Below are 19,221 nucleotides of genomic sequence, written 5' to 3'. Positions count from 1 at the left end.
AAAAAAAGAAAGGACGGAGTGATGCAATGAAAATATTTCACACAGCCGACTGGCATCTAGGCAAATTGGTTCAAGGTGTTTACATGACGGAGGATCAGCAATATATCCTTGAACAATTCATAAAGGACGTCGAATCAGAGAGACCAGATGTCATCGTTATTGCGGGAGATTTGTATGATCGTGCCGTTCCGCCGACTGAAGCTGTGCAATTGCTAGACCGTGTGCTGGAGACAATTGTTCTTCAATTGAAAATTCCAGTAGTAGCAGTCGCAGGTAATCACGATAGCCCAAGCCGTCTGGATTTCGGCAGCAGTATTATGAAAGCTTCGGGGCTACATATCGCAGGTGAACTGATTCATCCATTTGAGCCTGTCGTATTGCACGATGAGCATGGAGAAGTTCATTTTCATCTCATTCCTTATGCTGAGCCCGGAAAAGTACGCTATTTGCTCCGCGATGACACGATCAAAACGCATGATGACGCGATGTACAAAATCACCGAAGCGATCAAAGCATCCATGGATCCTAATGCCCGTCATGTGTTCGTCGGCCACGCTTTCGTGACACCGAGTGGTGAAGCGCAGGATAATACCAGCGACTCGGAGAGACCGCTATCCATCGGTGGAGCTGAGCATGTGAGTGCCAAGCATTTTGATGGATTTCATTACACGGCACTTGGGCACCTGCACCAGGCACACCATGTTGGAAATGAAACGATTCGATACGCTGGCTCGCCTCTCAAGTATTCCATTTCGGAAGAACATCACAACAAAGGTTATCTTGTCGTCGAACTGGATGGGAACGGAAATGCAACGATTGAGAAAAGAGACCTTACGCCGAGACATGACATGCGAACGGTAGAAGGGCTGATTGCCGATATTGAGAAGCATCCGATCAATGAGGACTATGTGTTTGTTCGTTTGCTTGACGAGGCGCTAGTGCTGTCTCCGATGGAAAGGGTTCGTTCCGTTTATCCAAATGCGATGCACGTAGAACGAAAAATGGCCGTTGCAGGACTACTCGGAGAAACGCTGGCAGTAGACGGACGGGCCCAGATGGATGAACTGTCGCTGTTCAAAGCGTTTTATCAAGAAGTGAAGGGAACGGAGCTTTCGCCGGAAACGGAGAAGCTGTTTATTGAAACGATGCAAGAGATCTTCAAGAAAGAAGGTGAGCGCCATGAGACCGTTGAAGCTTACGATGACGGCGTTCGGGCCGTATAAGAATGAAGAAGTAATTGATTTCTCTGAACTGAAAGACAATCGCTTGTTTGTCGTATCGGGGAATACGGGAGCTGGAAAAACATCTATCTTTGATGCGATCTGCTTTGCATTATATGGAGATGCAAGCGGGGAGGACAGGAACGACAGTAAAATGCTTCGCAGTCATTTTGCTGATGATCAGGTGCACACTTCTGTTGATTTTGTTTTTGAGCTGAAAGGTCGTTCGTACCGTGTATTCCGGCAGTTGGCTCATGTGAAAGCAGGGAATAAAGGAGCGACGGGCGACAGATATGAGTTATTTGAAATCACGGGTGGAGAAGAGATTCCCATAACTGACCGCTTTATCGTGTCGCAAGTGGACGAAAAGATTCGTGAAATCATTGGTCTCACGAAGGATCAGTTCAGTCAAATCGTCATGCTGCCGCAGGGGGAATTCCGCAAGTTGCTTACCTCCGAAACGGAAAACAAGGAGGAGATTCTGCGTCGTATTTTCAAGACCAATTTGTATAAGGTTGTCGTAGACCAATTGAATGAGAAGCGAAAGGAAATGCAGCAAATTTGTGCGGAGTTGGCCAAAATGCGGGAGTATCATATCAGCAATGTGAAGGGCTCCCTAGCTGGACGTGAAGGTTCTGATCTGTATAACGTCTTTAAGCAGCAGCATTACAATACGCATCAAGTCGTGGAAGCGCTAGATAAAGAGATCGATTACTATGCTGGGCAAATGGTAGAAAAGAAGCAGTTGCTGCAGTCTGAGACAGCAAAACACCAAGAAAAAACTGCGGCATATCATCAAGCACAACATGTGAATGACCAATTTAACCTTTTGGATCAGAAGGTTGCTGCAAGACAAGAACTTGCCTCGCAAGAGCTTGATATTCAACAAAAAACGGTGGGGCTTTCGCTTGCCGAGAAAGCTGTTCACCTGCATGTATACGAGCGGCATCACGTGGAGATGATGGAAGAACTCACCCGCAAAAGCAAATTTCTAGAAGATGCTTTGATCGAATGCGAACAAGCAGAGTTAAGTTTTCAATCGGCCGAAGTGAATTATAAGCAGGAAGAGGGCAAAGAAAAGTTAAGAGAGCAAGCCTTGCGTGAGCTGGAACGACTCCAGGGATATTTGCCAACAGTAAAGGATATTGATGAGAAACAACAGAAGGTACTTCAGCTTGAGGCAGAAGTGGAAGCCATAACAAAACAAGTAGCAGATGCACAGAATGAACTGGAAACGTTACAGACTCAACGATCGGAAAAATCAGTTCTAGTAAAAGATTTGGAGGATAAAGTTGTTCACCTTCCAGCAAGGACTGAGAGGCTTAATCTTTTGAGGCAACAAGCAACAATCATTCAAGAGTACCTTACCCTCGTACAAAGATCTACGGAAGAACATGGGGAAGAAAGAGAACTTTTGGAGACATTCGAGCAAGCGGACCGAGCTTATTCTGTAGTAGAGGATCTGTGGATTGAAGGTCAAGCTGCTTTACTAGCGAGCCATCTTCATGACGGTGATACTTGCCCGGTTTGCGGTAGCGTGGAGCATCCGAAAAAGGCTGCTACGATCGGTGAGATTCCTACGAAAGAAGAACTTGAACGGTTGCGTAAGGAAAAATCTGTGGCAGAGAAAAAACACCTCGAAGCGAAGGCGAAATACAATGCAACTCAACTGCAGATCCAGGAGAAACAGCAGCAAGTGCTTGAACAGGGTTGCAATATGGAAGGGATTCAAGATGTCTTTGCTGAGTTAGTGAAAGAAGGAAAAGCGCTGGCTAAAGAGGAGAAGGAGTTGAAGGAGGATCATGCCAAGCTCACTCCACTCAAGCAAGCACTTGAAGCGTTGAATCTTACATTAGAAGAGAAACGCAAACAGAAAGAACGTACTTCCACCTTATTCAATGACACGAAGACTGTGTTTGCAACAGAGAAGGCAGTTTATGAACAATCGCTAGCAGCTTTACCAGAAGAGGTGCGAAGTCTAGAGAAGCTTGAACAGCAAATCCGAGACACAGAAGAGAACAAGAAGAAGTTAGATGCCGCCTGGAAGCAAGCCCAGGTACTATATCAAGAGACGAATGAACGAAACATTAAGGCCCTTGAAAGTCGTAACAATGCGGAGGGTATGAAAAAGGAGACCATCGACAAAAAGGATAAAGCGCACCGAAGCTACTTCGAAGAGTTGAAACAGGCAGGGTTTCAGACAGAAGAAGCCTACAAAGCAGCAAAGATGACAGATGATGCCCGATCAGTATTGAAACAACAAATAGAAACGTATCATACAGCAACAAAAACAGTAGCGAAACAAATAGAGGAATTATCAGAAGCACTTGCTGGCAAAGAACGTCAAGATCTTGTCATGATGCAGCAACGCCTTAGTGAGATGGAACAACGTCTTGAAATCATCCGCAATGAAAACATTCAAGTGGAACTTAACTATGGGAAGGGTACCGAAGGCAAGGCTAATATTCTCAAAGCGGAGAAGACTTGGCAGGACGCCGAACATGAGCACCAGCTCGTGAAAGATTTGTATGATGTTGTTCGAGGAGAAAATACCAAAAAGATCTCCTTTGAACGATATTTACAGATTGAATTCCTGGAAAAAATTATTTTCAATGCGAACCAACGCTTGCAACGGATTTCAGGTGGGCAATTTTATTTAGTTCGTAGTGATCGCATGGAAAAACGCGGCAGACAAAGCGGGCTCGGTTTTGATGTCTATGATCATTACACAGGCCAGCTGCGGGATGTGAAAACATTGTCTGGTGGAGAAAAGTTCAATGCCTCACTATGTCTAGCGCTTGGAATGGCAGATGTGATTCAATCCTATGAAGGTGGCATTTCGTTGGAGACCATGTTTATAGACGAGGGTTTCGGCTCTCTCGATGAAGAGTCTTTGCACAAGGCCATCGATACCTTGATCGATTTGCAGCAATCCGGACGTATGATCGGTGTTATCTCTCATGTTCAGGAGCTGAAACAAGCTATTCCGGCCATTCTGGAAGTGAAAAAGACAAGAGAGGGATACAGTTACACCAAATTTTGTGTTAGTTAATTTCGGGCAACTCATTCCTGGGGTAAGTCTATTTACTACCATAGATTGGAAGAAATCTGTCGACATTGTAGTCTTTTTGTCGTAATCTAAATAAAAAAGTACATGAGCCAAAAGGGCTAAAAATAGTGTGAAATAAGCGTGCCATGACAGTCGGGATTATACTGCAGCATTGCTTGTTCCCAGCCTTCTGTCATTTTGCAGAGGCTGTTTTTATTATTTGGCGGAAATTTAAGAAACGAACCGTTTTCATTTTTTAAGGAAGTGACATATGAAGGAATTAGAGATAATTCAACAATTAGAGAGGACTTTGACTCATCCACAAATACCAGCAATTTATGTTCAAGGCGACCTAGAGTGGCTTAAAAGGCGAAGTTTGAACTGGACAAGATCTAGTTGGCGCATTGGAGTACTTGGCGTAACCAGTTCCGGGAAATCTACTCTTATTAACGCATTCTGCGGCGAGGAAATTTTGCCGCAAGAAGCACGGCCAACATCTGGTGTATTAGTATCATGCAAGAAAAGTAAAATGCGCAAAGGTACCCTTATTCGCAAAAATGGAAGCACGAGCTATTTTAATCAACATCAGTTAAACAAAGAAATAATCGCTAAATATGCAGATGAATTAAACAATCCAGGTAATAAGGAACAAGTTGACGAGATTTGCCTTGAGTTTCCTGACTTTCTAGTAGGGAATAACATCGAAATTGTCGATTCTCCTGGCCTCGATGCTTTTGGTCTGGAGGGTCATGAAGAAATTGCATTACGACAGTTGGTACCAACAGTTGATCTCGTCCTGTATCTTACAACTACAAAAGCAAACAGTGATCAAGCTAATTTGCAAGCCTTAAACCAGATAGCCTCAGAACATAAGCCTGTTATCATCGCTCAAAATTTTATCGATTGTGTTACCCCTGAATTTACATCGGGTGGGAGTGAACGTCGAACATCACAAGAGGTAGAGCAACGTCTACGTCAGCGAATCGAAAAGATATTGAAGGAAACATCCAATAAGAGCTTGAGAAACGCACCTGTATTTCAAATCTCTGCTTTAGAAGGTTTGAAATCGAAAGGAAGTAAGCAGGGGGAGTCTTGGAAAAAATCCCGTTTGGAGCCTCTCCTCCTCTCTATCCATTCGATTTGCGAGCAGATGGAAGGGCAGCGTTCTCAGAGACGCTTACATCAGCTGTTAAGGCATTTGAATGAAATAAAAGAGAGAGCTGTGGCAGACTTAGCTACTTATAATCAGGATAAACAAATTACCACTGAGGTGATCGGAAGCTGGGACGCAACAAGAAAACAGATCGAGGCCTTCCATGATGAAGCTGAACAGGCTAGTGCTCATCTCGATGCGGAAATACAAAAGGGAAGAAGACAGCTTTCAGATCAATTTGCGCAGATCAGAAACCAATATATTAAGTTAGATGCGGAACGTATAAGCGAGAATGAGGTACATTCATCTGGAAAAAGTCTCAAGGATATCGCGTTGCAAGTTCAAAAAAATGTGCTTCAGTTAATGGACACTTGGGATTCCAAGGAAAAGAAGCTGTTACACGTATTAAATCTTGCTTTGGAAGATGTTCGTTCTCATCGTGGTCAGCTTGTTCCGGACGAGACTCTTAAAGTCTATAAAGAAACAAAAACGAAGATCACGACTCGAACAGAGAAAAAATCGAATGGATTTCTAGGCCTGCGAAAATTAAAGCGGTGGATATTCAGTGAAAGTGATTATGAGACGATTACGACAGAAGAGGAGATTTCAGTCGTTAACATCCGTAAGACGCTAGAGGAATTCCAAGTGTATTTGAATCGCTTTGACAAACTTCTCGAAGCCTTCCGGATTACCTGGCAGCAACAAAAAGAAAAGGGTTGCCTTGTTATAAAAGAAGAAGCAATGAGAAGAGATGAGATCATTGCCGCGAGAAGGAACAAGCCTAAGGACGCAAAAGTGCTAGAGGACTTTATTCACAATCTTGAACTCATTGAAGAGAAGGGGTATGGACGTCGGGACAGGAAAGAGGAGGAGCCGGAGCTAAATTTCGAGCTCCCATTTGTTGAGCATCCTGTTCAAGCACTCAATACAATGACCATGAGCTATCTTCAATTTTCCATGTCCAGATCCTTGTTCGCTTTAGCAACTGAGCAGAAACGAATATACGCGCAGGCGATCATCTGGAACCATCTTAAGTCCCATTCTGGGGTTGAAGTGGCAAATGACCTCTGGTTTTTTGGAAAGGACCAGCAATGGATGGAACAAGCTTTTACCAACATATTTGGGATTCAACCTCAATTTACCGATAACGAAACGGTTCATGTGCGTCTTAAAGAAACCAAGCTTCCAATCAGACACGCGTTTTTGACCACTAGTCAGGAAGTAGATGAGAACATTCAGAGGCAAGGTGTTGCATTGATCCAGCTGGATATTCATCAATTAGGGGTAACTCAAAAGTTACTAGCAGGACAATGGTTTCTTACTATTATGAAGTCGATGCCTTTTGTTTTCGTGATTCAATCGATACAAGAGTATATCCAGGATGCTGGGCTTGCAATGGCTTATAAAAGCTACCGTCAGCTTATGGACTTCGCATCCATTCAGAACCCTTCCAGCATCGTGATTCATGATAATCCACTCTACACAGCTTTATTTCACACGGCTGATCAATTTGCTTGGCAAGCAGGTAAAGGGGAAGAGCAGGATGCACTTCGACAACTTTTCACCCAGTTCCCACGGCTAGATCATGCAAAAAATAGGAACGAGGCAGGTCAATTTTTCAAGGAAATTTCCTTGACAATCCGTAGCTAAAAGTTTGGACAAAGAAAGGAACTGTACACGATGAGCAAACTAAGCGATGATACGATCACATTATATGTAGATGAGGAAACAGAACGGATTTTAGGGGAGCTTCAGCAGGCTGTTCAAGGCGGGATGGAAGATGTATTAAAACAGGCCAAGCTAGCGAAGCAACTTAAAATCGATGAGCTGGAAGAAACGTTGCTTCATACCTTGAAGACCACGGATCAAGCGATCGATAAAAAGATGGAGAAGATAAAAATGCTTCTTCAGGAAACCACTGAGCAACTGAAAACCTTGACGTTACAAAAGGCTGAGGAGAATCTTCAGGCCAGCAAGCAGCTTAAACTGAAAGCGGAGGACGATCAGGCTCATCTGCTGAACGAACTGGAGGATTTAAAAACAGCAATAAAAGATAGCCATCAAACGCACTTTCAGATAATGCAAGAAGCGGCTGTCTCAGTCCAGGGGCACTTCTCAGGAATGGACGAGCAGATGATCTCTCTTCAAAATGGATTAGAAGAACGTCTTGACCGGATGTCTAATCGTATCGAACAACAGCAAGAGAAATGGAGAGCCTACCTAGAAGAGCAGGCTCTTATACAATCTGTTCCTGGGTATGTATCCTTTTTTTTCGGAAAACAGAAAGCTCTTGAAAAGGCAAGAAAAAAACAAAGTCCATAGGAGGCTTTTTAGATGCCCTCAATCATTCGCTTACTAAACGATGAGAGACTTATTCATGCTATACGCCACATCCTTCCAGGGGAGTCTGTCAAATCCGCTTTTGACCAATCACTTGCGAGCAGAAAGCAAAGTGTGACCGCTCAGAAATTTGTAATTGCGGTACTTGGTATTCAGGGGGCGGGGAAGAGCTCTCTTCTGAATGCGCTTGTTGTCGGTGACGACATTTTACCTGTAGAAGCGGATGAAACGACTTGCATTCCGGTTGAAATACACAAAAGTGCAGATGGAAGCCATCGCGGTATTGTTCATTATAAGGATGGACGAACAGAAAGCGTTGCTGTTGAGCGAGAAGCATTGAACCGTTTTGTGAATCATGAATGTAACCCTGACAACGCGTTAGGGGTCCATCATATTGAGCTACATATTCATTCGCATCTTCTACGACCCGATGTCGTATTTGTCGACCTGCCCGGGGTGGCTAGTTTAAGCTCCGCAAACCAAGAAACCACGATGAAGTATATCATGTCCTGCTCGGGTGCTATTTTCCTTTTGCGCACAATTCCCCCAATTACTCGAATAGAGTCGTTGTTTCTTAAAGCTGTATGGCCACAAATATCTAACGCCTATTTTGTGCAAAATTGGTGGGAGAATGAGACTGAGCGTGAGCTGGAAAGTGGCATGAAGCACAACCAGGATGCGCTGGAGAAAATTTCTCTGGAGCTGGGTGTGCGCTACGAGCAACAGATTATACCGGTGCAAGTAAAAGATGCAGTGAAAGCGACCTACACAAAGGATATGAGTTTATGTGAGAAGTCTGGTATTAGGTTGGTTGAAAATCGGCTAGAAGAGAGTATGAAGACGTGGTCCGAAGAGATCATGAAGGTTAATATTGAATGGATCGGGCAGAAGATACTAGAAAGTGAACGTATGTATGAGTCCATTTTGAAGGACTTGGATAAAGATAGGGAGACAGCCGAGTTGGAGCTTGGGAATCAAATACAAAAGTTTCATGAGGAAAAAGAAAAGACTATAAGTCAATTTGATGAGTTAAAAGCAGAGGCAGAGACTTTGTTCCGTGAAGCCCGTAGAAAGATGAGTCGTTTCATTGAAGAAGTAGAAGAAGGTACTGTGAAACATATTGACGAAAAAATATCTAGCGGTATATACGACGGCCATTATTTTGAGACAGTTGTGACAGAGCAACTTCAAGAGGCCCAGCTTTTGATCGTAAATGAGCTCCAATATCAGATTCGAGAAATAATTAAGAAGATACTGGTGGATTTTGAATCGATCCTCAAACATGTGCATGAAACGAACCCGAATATTGCCATTGATGCCGATTGTCAAGAAAATTTTAAGTTTGAGCGTGCAGTACCAGCGCTACTTTCCTTAGGACTGATGGCAGTTGCTCCAGCTTTAGTTCCTCTCATTGTATCGAATCCTGTTGGTTGGGTGGTCGGCGGAGCGATTGTAGTAGCTGGAGTGATCGGTAATCTACTTGGTTTTTCTATTAAATCTGAAGTAGAAAAACAGCGGAGGGCCGGGGCAAGAAAAGCTGCAAAATCTATTGTTATAGAGGTGATCGAACAGCTTCAAGAACTGGTGAAGAGGGAAACAGGTCTTTATGAACAGCAAATTATCCAAGATCTTGAAAAACTACTTATGGAAGAACTGAATCATATTGAAAGTGAGTTTACCCAACGTCAGGTAATCTTAGAGAAAAGTCTCGATTACCGTGAACAGCTCTATGAAGACACACAGGAACTTTTACAAATCATCAAAAACAGTAAAGTAGAATGGGAAAATGTGCGCCTGATGTGGAAGGGAGAGCACGCTTTGTGAAACCGTTTGAAAATGAACGTAGCCTGCTAATAGACTCGGCTGAGCAAGCTTACGAGCTTGCTCGGAGAATTGGCTTTTCAACGATGCAAGGATCGGCAGCTGCTCTTTTAGAAAAGCTAAAGCAGCCTTCTTTTTATATGACACTAGTTGGACGAACAAGCTCTGGGAAAACGAGCATAATTAATAGTCTCATTGGTAGGGAGAAGCTAAAAGTATCTGCTGCTCCTACGACTCCTATTGTTACTGAGGTAATTGGCGGTAGGGATTATGTAGAGTCGTATGGCATTGTACATCGAGATGGGAAAAGGGAAGACATATCTAAAGATCAATTTGACCAACAATTCGTCCAACCTTTGCCTACGCTGCGGAGGTTACAACTTAAGACTTCTACGCGCATAGATGTAGAGGCCCATATTTTGGATACGCCTGGTTATGATTCTATCTATGAACAGCATACGGAGATACTGAATAACTTTATCCCCGAAGCGGATTATCTCGTTTTTTGCGTGATGTACCGAAGTGGGATCGTAGAAGCGGATAAACAATTTTTAGAACTATTATACCAAGTGTTTGAGAACGATCTTCCCCCCTTGTTACTTGTCATCAATCGCGTTCCTAACGAAGCGGATGAATCAGACCGTCGTGTTGCTGAGATTCGTAAACATGTACAGACTCTCATTGGGAGTGAAGTTCAGCTGTTTCTTGTAGCTGAGCAAGCGGGGGCACCGGTTCCCCAAGCAGAGCATGTATGGCGATGGTTAGGCCAGGAGATGGTTAGACAGGAACGAACAAAAGCATGGCTTGAACGAGCAAAGCTGGTTCTGCAATCGATCTATGAAAATCTGGAAAGCGCTACAGTGACAAAATGGCAAATGGCGGAGCTTGATTCGGAGCAAAGGGAAAGGTTACGTGTAGAAATTGCACAGTTACGGGATAACCAAAAGAAAATACAGGATCTCGTAATACGCCGCAGGAATGAAATGATTGAAGAACTGCAAGTACATGTTAGTCAAGAGCAAAGTAAGATCTCTAAAGCATGTGATGGGCATATTACCACATCTAATCGATGGACCCAAGCAGCGGATTGCAATGCTTTTATCCAATCACATGTGCTTCCAAAAGAAGCCAACCTTGCCTGCAAGCGTACAGGGGAGCTACTGATTTATCGTTTAGAAGAATTGAACGATGAGATCGAGGAGCTTGCGAATACAGCCATCGGTAACTATATCAAAGAAGTAAATTTCATAATGGATAAGTTTGAGAAGCTGAGGACTAATGCTCTGAAGGGAATATTAAACGAAGGCCTTAAAAATGTAGCTTTTCAATTTTTTCAGCGATTTGGAGGCAGAGGTGGAGCGGGGGCCGGGGTTGCTAATTTTGGTAAGATGGCATTAAAGCGAATAGGTAACGTATTTAATAAAACATTCTCACGAGCAACTCATAATAAATTGGCTCATATCTTAGCAAAGCTAGGGGCTACCAGTACCAAGGCAATTGGCAATGTGATTGCAGTTCTCATAGAGCTTGGCTTTTATTTATGGGGGGTCGCCACATGGCAAGGAAAACTGAAAGCTACCATTGATAAGTCTCTGAAAAATTGGACGAAGGAGCTTAATCCAAAAATTGTTGAAGAACTTGATTTATCTTTAGACGAAACGCTGGTTCTTGTGAATGAGCATTTTGATATAACGTGTATGGAGCATGAAGAGATGCTAAGTGCACATCTTGAGAAGGATCAAGAACAGCTTGAAGGTTTTGAGGAATTAATCAAAACGATTCAACAAGAGCGAGAACATCTCCGTGATATTTTGAGTGAAGGAGTCATCATCCATGACAGATAGAAACTTGAAGCCGAGTGATTTAAAGGTTGATGTCATCATGCCGGGACAAAGTATACAGACTGATTGGGATATGAATGCGCTTAAGCAAGAAGCTATACAAAATCTCGTTCGGAAAATACCCGATGTAATTTCCACGATTGAGTATATAGCCAAGACACACGCAGATACGAATAATTCAGTTAAGTATTTGGAAGCGGAAGGCTATAAAATGCTATTAGAGGCAGATGCTTATGTCAAGAAAGCGCAGGAGGATCGACTCTCCATAAGCGAGCGAGGCAATTTGATCTTGCAAGTCATGGACAAGGCGAACGATATTTTGACGAATGCGAATGTGCCAGAGGGTGCAAAGGAAACGTACGCTGCTAACTTACATATTTGGATGACTACCCTCATCTCTAAGGTATAGCCTATGTTTGACGAGGTTATTGATGGGCTACTGGAAACTATTAGATTAGACTCTCTGGAACAGTGCAGAGAAATACGGGAGAAGGCGTTTCAAGAGCTTCAGCGTAAACGAACGCAGGGTGCTCGCGAGAAAATTTCAGAAATTACTAGGCAGATTAAAGAAATCGATAGAGTGATCCGAAAAGTGATCTTCAAGAGCAAGCTTATGAAGTTGACAGTGAGCCAGCAAAATTTGATTGAAGATGAGATCATTGGAAAGTTTGCGAGCAAGCGTCAAGAGCTCGTGATGGAAAAGATGAGATTGGCAAGGTATTGATTTCAGGTTTTTCACGATGTTGAATGGATAACAGAAAGTCTCTAGTTGAAGTCTTTGCTTTACAAAAAAAAGGTGTTCTTTAATTTTTCAAGGGGCATTTTAATATTCCATTTGGACTTACAATGCCTTGAAGTACGTTGAAGATGTAAAGCTGTGTAGAAGAATCACTCTTAAAATTGTTGATTCGGGCAATTACGGTTGAAGAGGGATTGATGCTTATGGCGATGTCCATTAACGAGTAGCTTGATGAATTATTTTTTGTTTGGCGAAAAAACGTGCCTGCTCAGGAGGAATATTTATTCCAGACGGGCACGTTAATGAAGCGGAATAGACGATTCGGGTTAAAGTAAAAGAAGCAAATTCAACGCAAGGTGGTTGGGATTATCAGGAGTTTATAAGTGACCGTGGTTATTTACGTGAGAAAAGTACGTGGCAACTTTAACCGGGTAGACATATGATATTCTTCATAACCTTCCGGAATTCATGGAATTGGCAGAACGATAAGCAGAAATACGTGAGGAAGCAGACTAATTCTTTCGAAGAGTTTACTTTGCCAATGAAAAAAAGTTGCTGGCGACCCTTCGGCAAGCCATCAAAGCATAGAGAGTCATAATATTTGTTCTGGAGGGCATATTTGGATGACTTTGGTTGAGGAAATAAGAAACCGATATTTCGATGAATACAAAACGTCAAAATATAGACTAGAATCAGATTTCAAAGAAGATGAGCAAAGAAAAACGGACTATCATGGTAGAGAGTTGCTTGAGTTATTGCAGAACGTAGATGATGCAGCAGTCAATGCAACATTGAGTGAAGTTGATGTCCTACTCGAATACAAAAATAATGTTTTCACAGTAGCTAATAATGGGACAGTATTTACACAAGAAACTATCGAACGATTGTGTCATGGTTCTGCTAGCAATAAATCTGATGATTTTATCGGAAATAAGGGAACAGGTTTTCGATCATTATTAAACTGGGGGAAGCAAATCGAAATTCACTCTGGAGAATTCCATGTTGGCTTTTCTCAAGAGTTTGCTGATAAAGAATTTAGCAAATTACTTGTAGAATCCGAAATTGTCAAAGAACAGCAACGTAACGTTCCAAACCTTTCTATCCCAGTTCTCCATTGCCCATTTGAAGCAGAAAGTATTGAAACAAGTTATGACACTGTCATAAGAATCATAACCGATGAATCCTTTCAAAGTGATCAGCAGAATATATTGAATCAGATTAAAAGGTTTGATTATAAAGCCTTGATTTTCCTTCCGAATATTACAAAGATAACTATAAGAACAGACGAGTTTGATAAAGTCGTGGAAAAGGTAAATAAAGAAAATGGAAAAATAGAAATACATAGAGGAGAGAGCGTTGAAAATTACCTGTTTTATCAAAATCCAGATGAGCCATATTTTGATGTAGGAAAAAATGAGAAAAGAAAAATCAGGTCTTCGGTTGCAATTTCTTTAAACGAAGAAGTTGACTATTCTAATGATTCATTGTATTGCTTTTTCCCAATTAGAAACTTTTCCACACAATTGAATTGTTTGATGCACGCTACTTTTGATTTAAATACAAGTAGGGATGACGTTCCCTTGAATAATATTAACAAGGCGGTATTTGAGCATTTATTAACGTTTATTAAAACAATAAGTGAGAAGGAACTTATATTTCAAAATGATAGAATATTGCCCATCAAGACTTTGACACCTACTGATAAGAAAAGCAAATTATGGAATGAAAATGGCTTTGATTTATTCAATTATTACTTGGAACTACTGAAGGATTGTAAAGTTATTCCAACAGTAAATGGAGATTTTGTTTCAATAGCTGATAACCCAAAATTGATCACTTCAGCTTTTCCTAATTGTTTTATTGGTGATGAATTTGGGAAATTATTAGAATATATGCCTACGACAGATAATGATGATTTATTAAAAGTCCTTGCTGAGAAAAATGATGTTGAATTGGAATTTAGTGATGAAGAATTGTGCCAAAGAATTAATCAGGCTGCAAGAAGTTGGGATACACCAGAAAAGGTTGAAACATTTATCTGGTGGGGGCAAGAATATAAGGATTCTAAGTTGTTGCCAGATTTATTAAAGAGTACACAAGAAAGTTTTGTAAAAGCAAATGACACAGTGTACTTTGTGCGTGGTAGAAAGCTCGATATTCCTGAGTGGGCTAGTATTAGTCAACTGGATATAGAATTTGAAGAAGAGTTAAAAAGACAATTACAGGAAATCGAAAAGATCAAAAAGGACTTAGCAGATGAAAATATTCTTGAGAGGGTAATTGCGCGAAACTCAGGAAACGTTTGGAATAGTTTGATGCCACAGTTAAAATTTAGAGATGCGGATTCATCGACTATTTTATCTCCAGTGAATAGTTCAGTTGATGATTATGAGAAGGCTAAAAAGTTTACTAAATGGTTGTGGGATAATTATTCCTCAAACACGGATTGGCAACCTCCTGAAGATATTAGATTCAATTTACCTAGTCAACAAGAAACAGTTGAACGTTCAAATCATTTATTTTTCGATAAACATTACGGCAATGCAATTGGTGATAAATTATTTAATGACGACAAATATAAAGCATTTGTGAAAGTTAGTGAAATCGGAATCGATGAGGATAGCAAAGTTGATTTGAAATTATTTGTAGAAAAACTTGGTGTGCTTAATTTTCCTGAAATAAGCACAAAAAGTATCAGTGACAATAAATTCAAAAGAAATTTTACTGAAAAATACTTATCTGAAAAGCTCCCGGGAAATGATGTAGATGAAAGATCTCCGAGACTCGTCAATGTTGAATTCAACACCGTAGACAATCTAAAAGAAATATTGGAGAAAATGTCTATAAGAGATATTATGTATTGGATAAAATCAGACGCTAAATTACGAGACGAACTAAATCTAAAGCATGCGGGGACTGTTTTATTTTATTTTACAGCAAGAATACAAGCGGATAGATCTCAAAGTTATTCGGATTATATGCAAAGCTATATCAAATTCATTTTTGAGAATACTAAGTGGTTTGAAATTGATGGTGAGAAATTTGCTCCAAATCAATGTGTATTTGCTTATTCAGGTTTAGATATTTCAAGTGTGTCATCAACCATCACGAACCAACATATCAAAGAGCTTGCTGATGAGTTGGGAATAAAACAAAAAGAATTGAGAGAATTCTTGGTTAAAATTGGTGTGAAAGAAAAAATAACAGAACTGCAATCAAATGACTTCTACAGCGTGTTACTAAAGTTGCCACAAGTAGATCATAGTGGACAAATATCTGAAAAAATTTACCGTGAAATTGCGGAGTTAGATGAGGATCCTTTTGAAGATTCAATGCAATATCAGAAGTTTGTCAATCAAGGAATGGTGTTTACACAAAACCACGATGGGAAAAGTTATCATTTAGCAAAGGAATCGTATTTTAGCAGTAGTATCCAAGTTAACGTCGGGAATTATAACATTATGAGAACTCCTTTGAGAAACGGAAGTTTTAAAATATTCAATAGCGTCTTTGGGGTTAATGAGTTTAAGGAGCGTTATCACGTCGTTCAAGAAAGCATTAAAACTCATGATGAAGATGCTCTATTTCAACGTAATTTTATTGATTTTATTGTTTACGCTAGAGCGTGGGGCGAAAAAAATGCGAATATTAAAACGCGAATCGATAATATTCGAGTGAGTTTAGTTTCCCACGTTATGCTAGCGGATAACGGAACAAAACATTCCGTATCAACTAATTATTTACTCATTAAGGGCATGAAAAACTGGTTGATTTATTTGGACTCTTCTCAAGAGATGGATCAGCGACAAATTTCAAAATGTATAGAGGAACTATTTGCTCAAATTGCAAACACGACAAGTAATGAAATTCCTAATCAATTAGGGGAGTTGTATCGAGATAGCGAAGGTAGAAAATTCTTAGTTGAAAAGCACTTTGGTTCCGTTGATGTAATAAATCAAATATCAAAGAATCCAATACGCACAAATTTTGCCGAAGTGCTTAAATTGAATTACGACTCAGAAGAACTAGCCAATATTGATTACAATCAGTTCAATAATATCAATAATTATGAGCGATTTATTGTCCTGTTAAAGAAGCATGATCTAGATATTGACACGTTAAAAGAAAGAGGTTTTGAATACGATATTGATATAAGAGATTATTGGACAAAAACGATAGGATCATTTATCCGTAATAATTTACATAACTATAAAGCAAACTTATTTGGAAAATACACTGAGTATAGTCAAAGCGAACAGAAAAATTTCGTGAAGGATATTAACAAATTTAAAAACTTTATTCCACAAAAGGATAATATATTAAATTCTGTTGACTTTGATGTACACCAATATATGGCGAGTAAATTCCCTGCGATTACAATGATTAATGCCGCAATAGATGTAGATGAAGTGTATAATAAAAACTTTGGTCTATTGAGTAGTAAGATTCATGATTCAAATTTTAATGACTTTATTGATGAACATTTAGAGTTAAAATCATTAGTTTACTTCTTGAATGATGAGTATGTGAACTACGTCAAAAAACAATTTGAAGAAAATCTAGTTAATAATACGTACAATTCAGTATCTACATTGATAACAACTACTGTAGATAGTGAGCCAACTCTGTCGAAAGGCGTTGTATATCCAAACAAACCTAAAGGAAAAACGAATCAACTTACTCAACCTCAAACAAGATCCTCGATAGAAAGAAGTGAAGCTTCAAAGGGCAAAAATGGTAAAGATGCTGAAAAGTTAGTGCGTAACAAATTAAAAGGTATATACGATACATTAAGATGGACATCGGAAAACTCGGATATTCCAGCGGAGAGAAATCAATCGTCTATATATGATATGGAATATCAAAGAGATGGAAAGATTGTCTATGTTGAAGTCAAAGCTGCTGTTAATAACTTTTATATGTCATCTGCTGAGTACGATTTTGCACATAAACACGCAGAATCATATGAGATATATTTAGTTAATTTGGAAAACGAGCATATTGACGGACCACATAGTATTGAGGAATTTGAAGAGTCAAAAACGGCAACCCAGTATAAATTTTCCTATGCTATGCAGTAGGCTCATTTTTAAGAAATTATGCTCAAGATGAATCTTCAAATAAACTAAAGAACGATTGGTGTTGAGTTGGTGTTAAACTGGTGAAAAACAGTAACACCAACCATCCTAAATCACCATATAAAAACGGAGTGTGGACACAAAAAATCTAGTTATACCAAGGGTTCAGCGGATTAGAACAGATTGTATCGTAAAGCTGTATTAACCCGCATACGGGGCATGTGGAGTGCGTGGTAGTAATATATCGGGAGGATTGCTTGCCGTGATATTTGTAAAAAATACACCCAATAACACTGGAGTTGCCATCTACGGTGATCATTTGGACTTTGAACACCTTTACGATGCATTACACGAGGTTGTTGGAGATGAAGATGAGTTTGTCTCTTATAGCTCAGCTCGAATAAGAATACTTGGGGTCTGCTTTGATCTTCGCCATGCTCTTATGGGTGATCGCGAAATTGAGTTTATTGATAACGGCATGAACAGGGATAAAATGAAATTAATGTCTGTCATGACTCCAGAAAAGAACGTTTACTTGAAGATTAATGCTTTGTGGCCGGAGATTCTATTTGTAACGATGGCACTAAATGATTTCATAAGGTTATATGCTGCAAAGAAAGCCAAAAAGAAATATGATATTTATCTGAGTAGAGAGTTAATATGGGATCATTCACTGGCAATGGTTCGGGGTTTTCAAGCAGCAATTGCTTCTTGCATTAAAGATACCGTTTCCCCAGCTTCATTTAGTCGTATGATGAATTCGATGAACAAAGACTATACTTGGTTTGAGAGGTATACATGGCAATACCTTGATATCTTAAACTGTCGATTTCTCGAATGGGACAATGAAAAACGACTAAAAAGTATACCAACAATTGCAAAAAGGCTTGCCGAACGTGGAGAGGAATATAATCAGATTAAGAAAGAGGCTCAGACAGCCGCTAAAGTGTATGGCACGCATGTAGATAATATTAAAGCGGCGATTGAGTATCCAGAAATTATTGATTGGTAGTTTGTTGGAAATTATAGTAGCTCTTTTGAGGCATGTGGGGATTGAAATTTAATGTATTGGTGGAAAATAAAGCATAAGTTGGACTATCATGGCGATTCAATAACCGAAGTCTCCTATGTTCAAGCTCGAACAACAATTGACGCTCTCCATGAGTTAATGAAGCAGATAAATCGGCAAGAGTTTTGTTTGATTTACATGGAATTGAAATTTGTAAAGTAGAGGAACAGGATATTGACCCGGAAAGGTGCATAGCTTCTTATGATGCAGGCGAATTATTGCGCAGCCGGTTAGTTTCAATGGCATTGGAATGGGAAAGAAAAGTTGGTATTATTCCCCACATCACAACGGTGATATCTGAATATGATGCAGCACGATTAGTAGGATGTCCATGCTCAGAGTATTCAAGTCAAATTAAGATGATGACAGCCGTTCAAAAGGGCTATGATTTTATTTATACTGAAATCCGATATCAAGTGAAGGCTTGTCGTCCATCAGGGAAAAAAGGCAGTAAAATCACTACGGTTCCTAAGGCTACAAACTAACATTGGGATCAATTAATTTGGTTACAATACGATAGTGAGTTTCATAGTGAAGAAGCATGGTTGTGGGATGTCAATAGCTATAGGGCAGAATATACTCGTTGACATCAATTTGTCTTCAAGATGATGTATAATAGTGAAAAATCACTGTCGAATAAAGAAAATTCCGGTCAATACGGACGAGGAAACGTAAAGATGTTTAATTCTCTCTCAGTAGTTAATTTTTATAGTGAGAGGTATAATGGGGAACCAAGATTTATCGTAGATTGGCAAGCAAGTTTTGGGTACAGTAGTCATCGAGTAGGTTCCTTTCTTGGTGGTGTCGTAACCCCGAGGATATCCTACTTTTTTTGTTGTCTGTTAAGACTCCAGATCATGGTATACAAACAATTGTACGTCATATTAGCAACTTAGAATATATGGGAGACC

General features: G+C 40.2%; 11 protein-coding genes. All 11 read left to right on the top strand.

Annotated features, from left to right (window positions below):
- Positions 1 to 26 precede the first annotated feature (26 nt).
- Positions 27 to 1,223: an exonuclease SbcCD subunit D gene (locus EDM55_RS09245; protein WP_122960158.1), complete on the top strand. Its 1,197-nt coding sequence runs from the start codon at positions 27 to 29 to the stop codon at positions 1,221 to 1,223.
- Complete coding sequence (locus tag EDM55_RS09240; RefSeq protein WP_122960157.1) at positions 1,180 to 4,272, top strand: AAA family ATPase; 3,093 nt, start codon at positions 1,180 to 1,182, stop codon at positions 4,270 to 4,272. The genes EDM55_RS09245 and EDM55_RS09240 overlap by 44 nt, the downstream gene beginning before the upstream one ends.
- A 268-nt stretch (positions 4,273 to 4,540) precedes the next feature.
- Positions 4,541 to 7,072 carry a dynamin family protein gene (locus tag EDM55_RS09235; protein WP_122960156.1) on the top strand — a complete coding sequence of 844 codons (2,532 nt, stop codon included), beginning with the start codon at positions 4,541 to 4,543 and terminating at the stop codon, positions 7,070 to 7,072.
- 30 nt (positions 7,073 to 7,102) lie between these two features.
- Positions 7,103 to 7,744: a hypothetical protein gene (locus EDM55_RS09230; RefSeq protein ID WP_122960155.1), complete on the top strand. Its 642-nt coding sequence runs from the start codon at positions 7,103 to 7,105 to the stop codon at positions 7,742 to 7,744.
- Positions 7,745 to 7,756: 12 nt separating this feature from the next.
- Positions 7,757 to 9,586: a dynamin family protein gene (locus tag EDM55_RS09225; protein WP_122960154.1), complete on the top strand. Its 1,830-nt coding sequence runs from the start codon at positions 7,757 to 7,759 to the stop codon at positions 9,584 to 9,586.
- Complete coding sequence (locus tag EDM55_RS09220; protein WP_170184337.1) at positions 9,583 to 11,427, top strand: dynamin family protein; 1,845 nt, start codon at positions 9,583 to 9,585, stop codon at positions 11,425 to 11,427. The genes EDM55_RS09225 and EDM55_RS09220 overlap by 4 nt, the downstream gene beginning before the upstream one ends.
- On the top strand, positions 11,417 to 11,833 hold the full coding sequence (locus EDM55_RS09215; RefSeq protein ID WP_122960152.1) for a hypothetical protein: 417 nt from the start codon (positions 11,417 to 11,419) through the stop codon (positions 11,831 to 11,833). The genes EDM55_RS09220 and EDM55_RS09215 overlap by 11 nt, the downstream gene beginning before the upstream one ends.
- 3 nt (positions 11,834 to 11,836) lie before the next feature.
- Positions 11,837 to 12,148, top strand: coding sequence for a hypothetical protein (locus EDM55_RS09210; protein ID WP_122960151.1), 312 nt, complete (start codon positions 11,837 to 11,839; stop codon positions 12,146 to 12,148).
- 638 nt (positions 12,149 to 12,786) lie between these two features.
- Entirely contained in the window at positions 12,787 to 17,244 is a 4,458-nt protein-coding gene (locus EDM55_RS09205) for a sacsin N-terminal ATP-binding-like domain-containing protein (protein WP_122960150.1), read from the top strand.
- Positions 17,245 to 17,503: 259 nt separating this feature from the next.
- Positions 17,504 to 18,253, top strand: coding sequence for a DUF6904 family protein (locus EDM55_RS09200; RefSeq protein WP_122960149.1), 750 nt, complete (start codon positions 17,504 to 17,506; stop codon positions 18,251 to 18,253).
- A gap of 182 nt (positions 18,254 to 18,435) precedes the next feature.
- Positions 18,436 to 18,795 carry a hypothetical protein gene (locus EDM55_RS09195; RefSeq protein ID WP_218033688.1) on the top strand — a complete coding sequence of 120 codons (360 nt, stop codon included), beginning with the start codon at positions 18,436 to 18,438 and terminating at the stop codon, positions 18,793 to 18,795.
- Positions 18,796 to 19,221 lie beyond the last annotated feature (426 nt).

The organism is Brevibacillus centrosporus, assembly GCF_003710815.1.
GTDB classification, from domain to species: Bacteria; Bacillota; Bacilli; order Brevibacillales; family Brevibacillaceae; genus Brevibacillus; species Brevibacillus centrosporus.
This window is presented reverse-complemented; position numbering and strand designations above follow the sequence as displayed.

Coding starts and splice junctions, on each gene's coding strand:
- EDM55_RS09240 (WP_122960157.1), top strand. CDS start 1,180: ATGAGACCGTTGAAGCTTACGATGACGGCGTTCGGGCCGTATAAGAAT.
- EDM55_RS09225 (WP_122960154.1), top strand. CDS start 7,757: ATGCCCTCAATCATTCGCTTACTAAACGATGAGAGACTTATTCATGCT.
- EDM55_RS09235 (WP_122960156.1), top strand. CDS start 4,541: ATGAAGGAATTAGAGATAATTCAACAATTAGAGAGGACTTTGACTCAT.
- EDM55_RS09245 (WP_122960158.1), top strand. CDS start 27: ATGAAAATATTTCACACAGCCGACTGGCATCTAGGCAAATTGGTTCAA.
- EDM55_RS09215 (WP_122960152.1), top strand. CDS start 11,417: ATGACAGATAGAAACTTGAAGCCGAGTGATTTAAAGGTTGATGTCATC.
- EDM55_RS09210 (WP_122960151.1), top strand. CDS start 11,837: ATGTTTGACGAGGTTATTGATGGGCTACTGGAAACTATTAGATTAGAC.
- EDM55_RS09205 (WP_122960150.1), top strand. CDS start 12,787: ATGACTTTGGTTGAGGAAATAAGAAACCGATATTTCGATGAATACAAA.
- EDM55_RS09230 (WP_122960155.1), top strand. CDS start 7,103: ATGAGCAAACTAAGCGATGATACGATCACATTATATGTAGATGAGGAA.